Genomic DNA, 12751 nt, shown 5'->3' with positions numbered 1-12751 from the left:
TAGCAATAGGGACCCGACCCCAAATACGTTGCCGGAGTATTCACCTCGCGCGCCACCGGTTCGCTCTGCATAAGCCCACGCTTCCAGCCCCGGCCCGCGAACACCACCACCGACACGGCATACCCCCGGCGTGTCCGCCCTTCGGGCGTGCCGGATTACCGGACGGTGTTGGGCCGATACGCACACCGCCGACCGCCGAACAAGCAACAATGCCTGCGTGGAGCTCTTCGAGCTGTGGGGTGCCGCCGCCCAGATACCCACAGTGACCATGGATCTATTGCGGGAGGCCGATGCCGCACTGGCAGATGCCGCGCGAGATCTGAACGCCTTCGAGGCAATAGCGGAATCGACCGAGTTCTCCCCCGAGCGCCCACCCGCGTGGGAATGGGCAAGCGAGCCGGGAATCGCGGGATTTTGGGGCGTCGGGCTGTGGATGACCGAGGACGGTCACGGACTGCACCCCGCGGTGTTCGTCGACTCGGGATTGAACCGCGGCCAACCTGGGCTCTTCACTTCATGGCCGGACGAACTCGACTATCGGATGCGCGCGGTGGGCATGCCGGCGACAATTCGCGAAACCGGTCTTCTACCGATCGGCCGCGACCGAGCGCAATTGCAGCACTGCGCACCGGGAGACGAAGTCCGGGTTCCCGGACAACGAAGCACCCTCGGTTGCCGGGTCACTCTCGCCAATGGACGCCGCGGAGTCACCACGGCAGGACATGCCACCTCCGCCATCGGGATCACCGCCCAGGTCCACCAGCAACGGATCGGGCGAGTGGTCGACATCGCCAATCCACTGGTCCAGCCCGCGGGAACCGCCGGCCCCGATATTGCGCTGATCGAACTCGACAGCAAGCACAGCGACCGATCCACGCCGACCTATACCGGATACGCCACCATCGCCCCCGGCGACAAGATGGTGGTCAATGTGCGTGGCGGCGCTCCCCAATCGGTATGGGCGCGTGCGGTGATGCCCACCTTGTGGCTCGCCCACACCCACGGCGCGTGGAGCACGGTCATCGAAACCGATCGACCCGTAACCGGCAGGGGTGACTCCGGAACACCTGTCGAAACAGATTCCCGGCCAGGCTATCTGACCGGGCATGTGGTCGCCGGCGACGCGGTCCGAACCATCGTCCAGGACCTGGACTACCAACTGCGCCACTTCAATGCCCAACTGCGACCCTAGATTCCGAGACCTACGAAAGACCGGCATGCATATTCTGATCTGGATCGTCACGATCGCGGGCGTCTCGGGCTCCGTCCTCATGTTGATCATCGGCCTGGTCAAGGACTGGACCTATGGCCATCGCGCCCGCAGAACCGCACAGGACTTGCTCGAGGCCGGGGAGAGGTCGGTGCAGACCGCCACCGACAGACTCGCCGAGGCCGGCGCTGGCGCCGATGCCGACAAAACGACGCAGACCCTCCAAGCCCAGTCCAGCGTTCTCGACACGATGGGCTCAACCCTCGAGGGACTGGCAAAGCTCGCGACCGCTCTCAAAGACCTCGACGCCGGTAGTCGCGCCTACTTCCTCTCCGTCGTGTTCCTGGTGGTTGCGGCCGCGACGGCTTCGGTCGGCCAGTTCGCCTGATGAATCGGCTGGATCGCTTTCTGCCGGGGGTGGAACTGTCGGGCGGCATGGTTATACGGGAGTGAAGCCGGCGCCGGGCCCGCCGGCGGCGTCGAGGGCGGCCAGGACGGGGGCGATGGGCTGGAAGTACTCCGGGGAGTGGATGGGGTTGGCGGCGATGTCGCAGGGGGCGTTCACATCGATGCCGGAGAGCTTCGTGTAGCGGCCGCCGTTGATGCCGACGAGTTGGTCACCAGCGGTGACCGGGCCGCCGGAGTCGCCGGGTTTGGAGCACGCTTGGCTGAGGGTGAAGGTGTCGGGGGTGCCCCAGACTATGCCGCAGTCGAATCCGCTGGAGCGGCCGTTGGCGCACACGACTGCGCCCGGTGACGGAGGTCCGCCGACGCCGGTGATGGTGGTACCGCCCACCGTTCGGGTCGGCGTCACCTTGGAGGGATCGAATTCGATTACGGCGTAATCGGTTTGACGGGTGTGGACCGAGGTGGTGACGGTGCCCAGCACACCGGTTGCCGGGCTCTTTTCAGCGAAGACGTCGGTACCCGCGGATGCGCAGTGTCCGGCGGTGAGGCCGACCAGACGGCCTGCGCGGTCGTGGCCGATGGCGGTCAGCGAGCACAAGGTGTCCTCGCCGAGCTGGATGCCGGAGCTGCCGCCCAGGACCGCCGGGGCCGGGTCCGCTTGTGCGGCAGCCATTCCGGGTGCGACGGTGGCCGCCATCAGCCCGAACGAGACTGTTCCGACTATGCGCGTGATCGTCATGGGAAGCTCCTTGCCGAACGGATGATGCGCCCACTCGAAGTGGGTGCGGAGAATCTCCCAGCATCTGCACAGCAACGCAATCGGCAACGAGCTTCGTGACTGCGACGTGACCTCGAGGTAATCGCAGGTCAGTACCACATCACAGGGTCAGGGCACCCTTCGCACCCGAAGGTCACACCTGAGTGATCCGTGCCACTCGCATTCGATTGGCTATCGTTTAGCTAACTTTGCTCTTTCGAACTCGTAGTTCCCCACTGCCTCCACGAAGGCGCTGTACTCCAGACGATCGAAGAACAACCTCGCGCCTCCAGCCGACGCCAGATATGCAGGCGCGGCATTGAATTCATAGATTCCGTCGGATCTCTCGGTTATCACGAGGAATTCACGCACGGGAGCGCCCGTGCGTATCGATTCCTGAACGGCCTCGAACTCTTCATGCTCGAAGCTCAGGCATTGCCCGAGCGGGACAGCGGTGTCGGCGGATCGGCCGGCGGCGAGCTTGTCATCCCAGATCAGCGTGCGGTGCTCGTCGCGGTAGACCATGACGCAGGCTTGCTGGGGTGAACTGGCTGCCGCTTTGCGGAACTGACCGATACTCGGCGTCGACAGCATGGGGTGGATCCTTTCGAACTGCGCGGGCGCGCTGGCAGACGCGCTCTACGCGGTGTGCGCGCTACGGGAGGTTCCCGAGCGCGGCAAAGTTGCAGGGGCGGGCATAGTCGTCGTTGTCCAGCGGCTGGTCCGGATGCCAGTCGGTGGCGTAGGTGATACCCGGTTCGACGAGTTTCCAGCCGTCGAAGAAGGTTTCGAACTGCTGGCGAGTTCGCAGCGTGACCGGAGTACTGGCATCGGCGAAGATGGCCGCACCTGCGGCGACCTGTTTCTTGATCTCGGGCCCGGCGTCCTGCAGCGACACATGTGTCATCGCGATATGGCTGCCGGGCGCAACGGCGTCGCGCAGTGTGGCGATGAGTGCGGCGGGTTGGCTCGCGTCCGGTATCCAGGGCAGCACCGAGACGAGCAGCAGGCCCACCGGTTTGCTGAAGTCGATCAGGCGCCGGGTGTCGGGGTGGTCGAGGATGCGTTCGGGTTCGCGCAGATCGGCGTCGATCATCGCGGTGGTGTCGAGAAGTTGGTTGCGCTGCAGCAGCTCTCGCGCTCGGTTGATCGCTTCCTCGTCATTGTCGACGTACACGACGCGGGCCTGCGGGATGATCTCTCCGGCGACCTCGTGGGTGCTGCCGCCGGTCGGCAGTCCCGCGCCGATGTCGAGGAATTGGCGGATCCCGTTGCCGGCCATGTAGCGCACGGCGCGGGCGAGGAACTGCCGATTGTGCCGGGCCCACATCGGATAGAAGGGGATCTCGTCGTAGAGCCGTTGAATGAACGGCAGATCCGATTCGAAGATCACCTCACCGGTGACCATGTGGTGGTAGATGCGCGCGGAGCTGGGCTTGTGGGTGTCGAGCGGTCTGGGCTCGAAGTCACTGGGAGACATGCTGTTTCCTCGGTCACGCTAGCGTTGAACGGTGGGCCGACTGCGCAGACCGCGCGCAAGGTGTTCCATGAATTGGCGGGAATCGGCAGGACTGAGTCCGGTCATGCTGAGCCGGTTGAAGATTCGGTCGCGGATGGCGACGGCAGTCTTGTCGTCGATGTAGCGGATCTCGCCCTGTGCCTCGATCACCACCATCTCGAGGTCTCCGGCCGCGCCCGGTGAGGGGACTCGCACGAGGATGTAGCGGTCCTCGGTTCCGGCCCCGGGAGCTTGATGGGTGAAGGGCATGATCTGGATCAGGATGTTGGCGCGCTGGGACAGTTCGATGAGGTGGTCGATCTGGTCGAGCATCACCGCGTCCCCGCCATAGGTCCTGCGCAGGCACGACTCGGACAGGATGGCGTGGAATTCCGGTGCGCCGCGCTTGAACAGGATCTGCTGTCGCGCGATCCGGGCCTCGACGTAGTCGTCGACGGTCACCGCGTCCGGATCATCGGGATCGGGTTGCAATGGCTCGTGCAGTGCTCGAATGTAACTGGGGTGCTGCAGCAGCCCGGGAACGATCTCGGCGCCGGTCTCGCGTAATCGATCGGCGACGTCTTCGAGGTCGACCAGCAGGCGTAGCTCGTCGATATAGGCGCGCCGGTAGCCGGAGCTCCAGTAGCCGCGGCGATGGTTGTCCTCGCGGAGATCCAGGAGGATCCGGATGTAGGCGTCATCGCAGATACCGAGTTTGCGGGCGAGTTCGTCGATGGCCGGTGCGGTGAGGTTTCCGGTGCCGGCGATCGCCGCGGCGATGCGGGATTGGCTGACTCCGATGAGTTTTCCCGCGTCGGCCTGGGTGGTCCGCGCGCGCCGCAGGATTGCGTCGATTTCCCGTCCCAACAGCACTTTTCGTGCGGTTCTCGCCATGGCTCCCCACCATATCGGGCGATGCTCGCACCCTTCGGTGTTCCGCAAGCCTGATTATCAGGATAGATTATCAGCCACGATTATCGGGCGAAGCGGACCACGCGGACAACGTACCGTGTTCGCCCCGTTGGGATTTCGGCGAATGCAGAAGGGCGGGGCCGCTCATGGACCTCACCGACCCGGACAGTGAAAGACGTGGCCAGCACACCGGGGCCGCCGACGACTGGGGCTCGCATCTGCGCAGCTATCGCCGCACCCAATTAGGTGTGAGCCGTGGCGATTTCGCCGAATTGATCAACGAACAGGCCCGCCGCCAGCGCATCAACGTCTCCTGCTCGGAACGGCACGTGGCACGCTGGGAGCTCGGCGAGGTCCGCAAGCCGAGCAAGACCTACCGCCGGCTTCTCGTCAGCATCGGGGCACCGGACCCCGACGCCGACACCACTGCCGGGACGGCGATCTCGAATGTCATGCCCGATGTCATCTCCGAGACCGCGCCCGCCGCCCAACGCACCGACAGCCGTGGCGTCACCTTGCTGGAAGCCCTCGCGGCCGCCATCGTCGGGTCCCCGGACATCCTCGCGAGCTGGCTGCCCTACCCCGAGCCGGACGCACCACACCCCCGGATGCGCCCCGATCTGGACTTCGTACGCAGCGCCACGATCCGCATGCGCGAAATCGATCAGCACCACGGCGGTTTCGCCGTCGCACACGCCGCCGCCGAACTGCTCCGATCCTCGACCGCCGTACTGGAACACGAGCGCGGCCAGGACGAAGACCAGATGCTCGTCGCGTGCGCCGATCTCGCGCGGCTGGCGGGCTGGGCCTATCACGACGTCGGTGATCAGCAGCGCGCACGGCGATACGCCACCATGGCACTGGTTTTCGCCCGCCGCGCCGGCGCCGACAGCCTGGTCTCGGCCAGCATGTATGTGCTGGGCAGGATCAGCCTGATCGAACGCGATCCGCGCACGGCATTGCGGATGTTCCAACTCGGGCAACTCCCCGCACAGGATTCGGCCAGCGGCGGGGAATCCGCGCGCCTGTACGCCAATGAGGCCTGGGCACACGCCATGATGGGCAATGCCGGGCGTATGGAGTCGGCCCTTGCACGTGCCGAGGAGGAGATCTCGCGCGTCGGTGATCAGATCGATCCGTGGACCCGAGTCTTCTTCACCCCGGGCGAATTCACCGGCATCCAGTCGGTGATCTACCACGAGTACGCGCTGACAGCGCACGGGCCGGCCGCCGAACGCTATACCGCCGCGGCAGTCGAGCGGGCCCGAGCGTCGGTCTCCGCATCCAAACCGGGCCGTCCCGCGCGCAGTGTCCTGTTCGACAACATCACCATCGCTACCTCGGCTTTCCGCCTCGGTCAGATCGACGACGCGGTCTCCTATGCCGGTGCTGCACTGGAATTGAGCAGCCACGTCGTCAGTGCCCGCGCCGACGGGCGACTACGCGCGATGATGCACACCGCCACCCTGTCCTCACCCCGCTCCGACGTGCGCGACCTGTGCCACGCGATAGGACAATCCCTCGACACCGGAGCCCACACGACACGTTCAGCGATCCGCTACGAACTCGCGACCGCCTGACACCTACCCTGACATCTGCCCGGCCACGACTCCGGGCAGATGTCATCTGCAACAGCTGATTCGCCCCTCGACTGCCATGCCCGATGTCATTGCCCCGGCGCTACTTCAACGATTGACTCAGCAGCACGAGGCTGGGTGATCCCGAGGTACTCACCACCGGAGATCCACCGGCTGTCACAGATATCGACGTTCGACCGATCCGGCCAGGGGCTCTTTCGCATGTGGTTGTCGCACCATCTCCCGTTCTCCACGAAGACCGGACGCCCCGCTACGGCCCGCCGCCCCGATATCGCCCCGGACAGCCCGCTATGAGGGCCGCGATGCGCACCGCCTGCACCCCTTTCCCGACCATGGACGACACCCGCGACGGTATGCACACCTCCTACGGCACCGAAGGCCTCCTAGAGGCGCGCCAGCTCATGCTGGCCATCGCCGGAAACCTCTCCGGCCGTTCCCCTCTCATCGAATGGGCCCGCGAGCTCGCCGACCTGCACGCCACCCTCATCACGGCTTCGGTCTCGGTCACACGCCGCCCCGCCGACTTCGACGACATCACCACCCGGGCCCGAATCCGCACGGTGATCGCTCTCATCGATGAATGGTCGGCTCGCCATCTCCCCCACCCGACTACGGGTCGCCGCCATACCCATTCCCTGGGTGAGGTGATCAGCCACGTTGCGGATACCTACGCTCAAGTCCAGCGCACCCTCCGCCACACCACCGCTGCGGAGCATCAGCACGACGCGGCGCTTCGATTCGCCCAAGTCCAAGAGGGTTACGCCGACCTCATCGAGGACATCCGCGCGCTCCGCGTCCGTCTCCCCCTGGGCCGCCACTCCACGCGCCCAGCAATGTAACCGGTCGCCCGGCCTCATACCCCGGTGACTGTAGGAGTCGACCCGCGTACGCCGTTCAGGCGCAACTTATTTCGCTTCGTGCCGAGCCGTTGCAGGTGTCCGGCTGTCACCACCACGACCGGCGCGGTGAGTGTGTGCAGGTTCTGGGTCGGATTGCCGGGGACGGCGAGGATGTCGGCGGCGAGGCCAGGGGTGAGTGTGCCGGTGAGGTGGCCGATTCCGAGTGTGGTGGCGGCTTGGCGGGTGGCGAGTTCGAGAATGGTTGCCGGAGTGAGGCCCAGATCGGTGTAGACGGTCAGGGCTTGGCCGAGACCGCCGTGGGGAGTGAGGGCCGTACCGGAATCGGTGCCCGGAAGCAGGGGTATGCCGGCGGTGAGCATGGTTCGAAGGTGGTCGCGGCGGTGCCGCCAGGGCAGTCGGGCCGAGGTACGTGCGTGCTGATCGACGATCGGGCACACCGCGATTCGGCGGGCCGCGATCTCGCGGATCAGGCCGTGATCGACGTCGAAACCGCCGGGTGCCATCCAGGTGCAGTATTCGAGGCTGTCGACACCGATCTCGACGGCTTGGCGGATCCCCGCGGTGCCGTGTGCGAGTGCCGCTACCGGGAGGTTGTGGTGGTGGGCGGTGGTGACGATCGCTCTCAGCAGCTCGTCGGTGAATTGCGGCTCGTAGGGTGAGAAGCGTCCGCCGCTGCTCCGGCCGCCTGTCACCACTGCTTTGATCCATGCGGCGCCGCGGCGCGCATTTTCCGCGATGACACGTTCGACGTCGGCGACGGTGGCGACTACGCCGCCCAGGCTCTGGGCCTGACCGCCGGGGACAGTGAGCGGAATCGTGGAGGTCAGTACCCGGGGGCCGATGTTCGCGGGCAGGGTATCGGCGTCGATATAGCGGGGCGCGCCCATATCTCGGACTGTGGTGACCCCTGACCGTGTCGCGGCGGTGGTCGCGGCGCGGATCGTGTCGGCTACCGCGGTGCGGGCCAGGTCGTCGAATTTATCGGGCGGGCGGAAGCCGCAGTCGAAGGCCAGATGGACATGGGCGTCGATCAACCCCGGCAGCAGTGTGGCTTCGGCGAGCTCGACACGCTCGCGGGCCAGCTGGACCCATTCCGGCGGGAGATCGGCGGTGCGGCCGACCCATCCGATCATGGCGCCGTCGATGACGATGCTGCCGGGGGTGTGGGCGGTGCCGTGGCCGGTGAGAATCCGGGCGGCGTCGATGATTCGCACCGTCACCGCGGTCCTCCTTCGTTGCGGGAAGCCTGATCGCCGAGTTGTTGCCCTACAACTGAGTTCGAGACGGTCGGTCCGATGGTTTGGTCACCAACCGGTCGGAAGTGTCTGACACCGTAAGCGTCGAATTCTCCGGGCGCCTCCCCCGTGGCCCGGTATGCTCCCCCGCTAGTTATTCAGTTTCGCTCTGATTTGAAGGCTATCGATATATGACGCAAAAGGATTGGACCACCGACGTCGCCATCGGCGAGGGTGGGTTGGCTACCGAGGAAGCGGGCGTTCTGGCGGGAGATGCGAGTTTGCGGACCTTCTGGTCGGAATCCAATGGGATGGCGCTTGTCACCGTGCGCAGTGCAGGGACACAGGAGTGGTACACGATGAGTGGCAGCCCCGTGGCGGCGATCAGTGAGCAAGACGGTCTGGCTGTGCACGAGGCCGCCGTCGAAGCGGCTCAGCGCGGAGATCGCGCCACCGTGTCGAAATCTGTCTGATCAGTCGAAAGCCCGACGCGTGTCGGATCATCAGCGCCCGAACTCCGACACGCGTCTGGCGGCGGTACTCCCGCCGGTTCGCAATGGCTACAGCGATACCGCGGCCAGTAAGGCGCGGGTCGCCTCGATCGACGGGCGGAGGCGTTCGGCAGGTTGGACGCCGTCCAGGGCCAGTGATCGTTGCGGGATTTCGAGTCCGATCACAATGTCGGAGGGAAGTTCGGCGAGGATGCCGCTCAGGGGAAGTTCGCCTTGGCCGGGGATCATGCGTTCGTACATGGCTTCCTCGGCGTAGTTGTCGGTGCGCGGTGCCAGTGTGGTGTCGCTGATTTGGGCGTAGCCGATGAGGTGTGGGTCCAGGGCGGCGAGGTCGGTTGGGCCGGAGCCCGATCGCACCAGGTGCATGGTGTCGATCAGCAAGCGGAAGTCCTGTCTGGCAACGTGTTTGACGGCCGCCAGTGCGGTGGGCAGGTCGCCGATCGTCAGGCCGGGCACCGGTTCGACCAGCGTTTCGAGGCCGCGTTGGGCCACCAGTTCTGCCAGTGCGGCGAGCTGGTCGAAGGTGTGATCGCGGTCCGGATCGAGGCTGACGGCTCCGCTCGCACCTGCGGATTCGGTCAGCGCAGGTCAGCAGTGCTTCGACTGGCATGCCACCACGCAGGACGATTACGGACAGACATTGACCTGCACCCATACCTCCGATAGCGGCCACCTGATGTATTGGGAGTACGGCGGTCCGCAGGATTCTTGATTCGTCAGCGGTCGATGCCGGGTTGCAGAGTGCGGATCACAGCGCGTGCGCATTGACCCACACCACCGAACGGGCCGCCCACCGTGTGGGTGTCGCTCCGTTTCTACCGCGGTTGTTCGCCGACAGGTTCACCCACCTGGGCGGGTTCCATCCCGAGGAGTTCCGCCGTCAGCTGGACGGTTGCCGATCCTTCGACGACGCCCGATGGGCCGGCTACTGGGCAGGTTTCGCCCAGGAACATCTGACGCGGGCCGACGCCGCCCTCGCGCGTCTGGGCGGACCCCGCACCGAACACTTGCTGGATCCCGCAGCCGACCTCCGTTCCCTCGGCGATCTGCTCGCTCCTGCGGTGACGATCCTTGCCAACCGCGGTACCGTCGCCGATCCTGATGCGGTGCAACAGTTCTGCGCCCGGTATCCCGAATCCACCGATGCCGCAGTCGCACTCGACGGCTTGATCAAGGCCCTCGTCTACGAGTTCGTGGCCGCCTGGCCAGGTTGGAGTCCGCAGCGGCTGCGCGCCTATGAGCGATCCCATCGTCTGTGCGAGGTGCTGTTGCTGGCATTGGCACCGGCGATGGATGTGACCATCGAGGTGGTGCGTATCCCGATCGGCGGCACCGACCACGTGCGCGGAATCCTGATGCTGCCCAACCACACCGTCTCCACCCCGACCGTTCTGGTCACCAATGGCCTCGAAGGGACGATCGCCGAGGTGCCGCTCCCGCTGCTGGCCCAACGCGGCAACGGGATGGGTACATTCGTGATGGAGATGCCCGGCACCTACTCCTACAGCGAAACCCTTTCCGGCACAGCCGAACACGCCTACTCGACAGTCATCGATCACCTGTCCGCAGACCCGCGTATCGATCCCGGCCGAATCGGCATGATGGGGTTCAGTTTCGGCGGCTACTGGTCCACCCGTATGGCCGCGATAGACCCCCGATTGACGGTCGCGGTATCCAACGGCCCGCTCACCCATCACAGCTTCGGCCCACTCAACTCGATCGGGATGCCCGAGATCATGATCTCAACCCTGGCCTCCACGCTGGGCGCCACCGGCACCGCCGACCTGAGCCGGAAGCTGGCGAAACTCTCGCTGGCACAGCTCTATCGACACACAGAGATCCCCCTGCTGGTGATCAACGGCGCCCACGACACCCTGGCCAGCACCCAGGATTCGATCGATCTCGCCGCTGAAGCCCCCAACGCGCAACTGGTGCTCTATGCCGGCGATGACCACTGCGCCATGGGCCACGCGCAGCAGTGGTCGGCATTGTCGGCTAGGTTCCTTAGCGATCATCTAAGCGCCGCCCCTACCACCGTCGAGGTCACGCAATGAACGATTCGCCGCCGTCCCTGCCGCAGTTGCGGCGAATCCTCAACCGCGGCGAACACCGCTTGGACGCGCAGATCGACACCGGTGACGGGTGGCGAGCCATCGACGAATCCGACAGCGCCGGAGGGCTTTCCGCGATCCCGCCGGCGTTCTCCACTGACTTCGAGATCGCGCGCTACGACGCCCTCGGGCTGGCCGACGGGGCTGAAGTCCTGCCGGTGTGCCCGACGTCGTTCCGCGATTTCATGGTCTTCGAGAAACACGCCATCGATGCCGCTCGCGGGCTGGCCAAGCGTTTCGTGCCCGGCGGCTACCGGGTCGCGAAGGTCTACGAGGCCGTGACCCGCCGCAGCTTCCCACTGTTTCGACCGCCCGCGCTGTGGTACCAGCAGCCGATCTACTACATGTCCAATGCGCTGACCATCGTCCCGTCCGGGGTCTCGGTCTCCCCACCCGCCTACAGCCAGGCACTGGATTTCGAGCTCGAACTCGGGGTCGTCTTGGGTGCACCGTTGCGCGACGCCACCGTCGAGGAAGCCGCGGCCGCGATCGCCGCGGTGGTTGTCATCAACGACTTCTCCGCGCGGGACGTGCAATTCGCTGAGATGCGTTCAGGTTTCGGACCGCAGCGGTCCAAGCATTTCATGTCGTCGATGTCGGCGACCGCGGTCGCCGGACCGGCCGTCGCCGATCGGCTCGACCGTCTGACGGCTTCGGTGAGCATCAACGGAAACACGCTCTCCCGCAGTGGAACCGAGTCCATGAAGTATTCGCTGCCTGAGGCCATCGCCCACGTGTCCCAAGGCGAACAGCTCTACCCCGGTGAGTTGTTCGCCAGTGGCACCCTCCCCGGTGGCTCGGGCATGGAGTTGGGCCATTGGCTGGCTCCCGGCGACGAGCTGCGTCTGGAGATCGACGGCATCGGCATCATCGAACACCACATCGAGAAGTGAGCGGGGCGCCCATGAAGATCGAGCAGGTTTCCGACTCCGTCTACGCGGTGGCCGGCACAAACGTGAACTGGGCCTTGGTCAGTGATGGGTCCGGCGTCACCGTCATCGATGCCGGCTACCCCTCCGACACCGCCGATGTGCTGGCGTCGGTGCAGCAGATCGGCCATCAGCCGAGCGATATCGCCGCAGTCCTCATCACCCACGCGCATCTCGACCACATCGGTGCGATACCCACCCTGGTCGAGCGAGTGGGCATGCCCGTCTACACCGGGGCCGAGGAAGTCCGCCACGCCAAACGCGAATACCTGCAACAGATCACGCCTGTCGGCATGATCAAGCAACTCACCACCCAGCGTGGCCGCCGCTGGGTAACTCACACCGTGCGCGCGATCTACGGTCACATCCAAATGACCGTTCCCACAGCCACGACCGGCGACCCCGCCGCCCTGGCCGCCCTGCCAGGCGCGATCGTCGCGATCCCGACGCCCGGGCACACCACCGGCCATACCGCCTACCTCATGCCGTCGGAAGGCGTCCTCTTCTCCGGCGACGCCCTCGTCACCGCCCATCCCCTGCTGCGTGACTCCGGCCCCCAGCTACTCCCCCAGGTCTTCAATCACGACGAAGCCCTGACCCTCAGCACCGCAACACAATTGACGTCCCAGCCCGCACGCACCCTCGTGCCCGGACATGGCCGCCCCATCCCCTTCGACGCCGACCTGATCACCTCCGCGCTGGCCAGCCATCCGCAGTAGCA

At 65.6% G+C, this 12751-nt stretch carries 14 protein-coding genes; 8 read left to right on the top strand and 6 right to left on the bottom strand.

Features of this window, described 5'->3' with window-relative positions; translation table 11 throughout:
* Positions 1–217: 217 nt before the first annotated feature.
* Positions 218–1192, top strand: a complete 975-nt coding sequence (locus tag ACH438_RS41300) for a hypothetical protein (protein WP_397015797.1) — start codon at positions 218–220, stop codon at positions 1190–1192.
* Between the two features lie 25 nt (positions 1193–1217).
* Positions 1218–1598 (top strand): hypothetical protein, encoded by a 381-nt coding sequence (locus ACH438_RS41295; protein WP_397015795.1) that lies wholly within the window; start codon positions 1218–1220, stop codon positions 1596–1598.
* Between the two features lie 51 nt (positions 1599–1649).
* On the opposite strand, the gene ACH438_RS41290 is transcribed toward ACH438_RS41295, so the two are convergent.
* The 4 genes from ACH438_RS41290 to ACH438_RS41275 all read right to left on the bottom strand — a co-directional run bounded on the left by ACH438_RS41290 (position 1650) and on the right by ACH438_RS41275 (position 4767).
* The gene (locus tag ACH438_RS41290) at positions 1650–2357 is read right to left on the bottom strand and encodes a S1 family peptidase (protein ID WP_397015793.1); all 708 of its coding nucleotides are present in this window, start codon (positions 2355–2357) and stop codon (positions 1650–1652) included.
* A gap of 210 nt (positions 2358–2567) precedes the next feature.
* Positions 2568–2969, bottom strand: coding sequence for a hypothetical protein (locus ACH438_RS41285; RefSeq protein WP_397015791.1), 402 nt, complete (start codon positions 2967–2969; stop codon positions 2568–2570).
* A 61-nt stretch (positions 2970–3030) separates the two neighbouring features.
* On the bottom strand, positions 3031–3855 hold the full coding sequence (locus tag ACH438_RS41280; RefSeq protein ID WP_397015789.1) for an SAM-dependent methyltransferase: 825 nt from the start codon (positions 3853–3855) through the stop codon (positions 3031–3033).
* A gap of 18 nt (positions 3856–3873) precedes the next feature.
* Entirely contained in the window at positions 3874–4767 is an 894-nt protein-coding gene (locus ACH438_RS41275; protein ID WP_397015787.1) for a Scr1 family TA system antitoxin-like transcriptional regulator, read from the bottom strand.
* Positions 4768–4931: 164 nt separating this feature from the next.
* On the opposite strand from ACH438_RS41275, the gene ACH438_RS41270 reads away from it, so the two are divergent.
* Both ACH438_RS41270 and ACH438_RS41265 read left to right on the top strand, forming a co-directional pair.
* Positions 4932–6365 carry a hypothetical protein gene (locus ACH438_RS41270; protein WP_397015785.1) on the top strand — a complete coding sequence of 478 codons (1434 nt, stop codon included), beginning with the start codon at positions 4932–4934 and terminating at the stop codon, positions 6363–6365.
* Between the two features lie 320 nt (positions 6366–6685).
* On the top strand, positions 6686–7222 hold the full coding sequence (locus ACH438_RS41265) for a hypothetical protein (protein WP_397015783.1): 537 nt from the start codon (positions 6686–6688) through the stop codon (positions 7220–7222).
* A gap of 14 nt (positions 7223–7236) precedes the next feature.
* Here the strand turns inward: ACH438_RS41265 and ACH438_RS41260 are convergent, their stop codons facing one another.
* Entirely contained in the window at positions 7237–8463 is a 1227-nt protein-coding gene (locus ACH438_RS41260; protein ID WP_397015781.1) for an amidohydrolase family protein, read from the bottom strand.
* A 206-nt stretch (positions 8464–8669) separates the two neighbouring features.
* Between ACH438_RS41260 and ACH438_RS41255 the strand changes: the two genes are divergently transcribed.
* Positions 8670–8951, top strand: coding sequence for a hypothetical protein (locus tag ACH438_RS41255; protein ID WP_397015779.1), 282 nt, complete (start codon positions 8670–8672; stop codon positions 8949–8951).
* 87 nt (positions 8952–9038) lie between these two features.
* On the opposite strand, the gene ACH438_RS41250 is transcribed toward ACH438_RS41255, so the two are convergent.
* Positions 9039–9572, bottom strand: a complete 534-nt coding sequence (locus ACH438_RS41250; RefSeq protein WP_397016000.1) for a sugar phosphate isomerase/epimerase family protein — start codon at positions 9570–9572, stop codon at positions 9039–9041.
* Positions 9573–9814: 242 nt separating this feature from the next.
* Between ACH438_RS41250 and ACH438_RS41245 the strand changes: the two genes are divergently transcribed.
* Genes ACH438_RS41245 through ACH438_RS41235 form a run of 3 tightly spaced genes read left to right on the top strand, consistent with a single transcriptional unit; the run spans position 9815 to position 12749 of the window.
* Positions 9815–11044 (top strand): alpha/beta hydrolase family protein, encoded by a 1230-nt coding sequence (locus tag ACH438_RS41245; RefSeq protein WP_397015777.1) that lies wholly within the window; start codon positions 9815–9817, stop codon positions 11042–11044.
* The gene (locus tag ACH438_RS41240) at positions 11041–11994 is read left to right on the top strand and encodes a fumarylacetoacetate hydrolase family protein (protein ID WP_397015775.1); all 954 of its coding nucleotides are present in this window, start codon (positions 11041–11043) and stop codon (positions 11992–11994) included. Before ACH438_RS41245 ends, ACH438_RS41240 begins: the two co-directional genes overlap by 4 nt.
* An 11-nt stretch (positions 11995–12005) precedes the next feature.
* Complete coding sequence (locus ACH438_RS41235) at positions 12006–12749, top strand: MBL fold metallo-hydrolase (protein WP_397015773.1); 744 nt, start codon at positions 12006–12008, stop codon at positions 12747–12749.
* Positions 12750–12751 lie beyond the last annotated feature (2 nt).

The sequence above is a fragment of the Nocardia sp. NPDC020380 genome (assembly GCF_044386975.1).
GTDB lineage: Bacteria > Actinomycetota > Actinomycetes > Mycobacteriales > Mycobacteriaceae > Nocardia.
The sequence above is the reverse complement of the archived record's forward strand: the minus strand, read 5'-3'. Positions and strand labels throughout refer to the sequence as shown.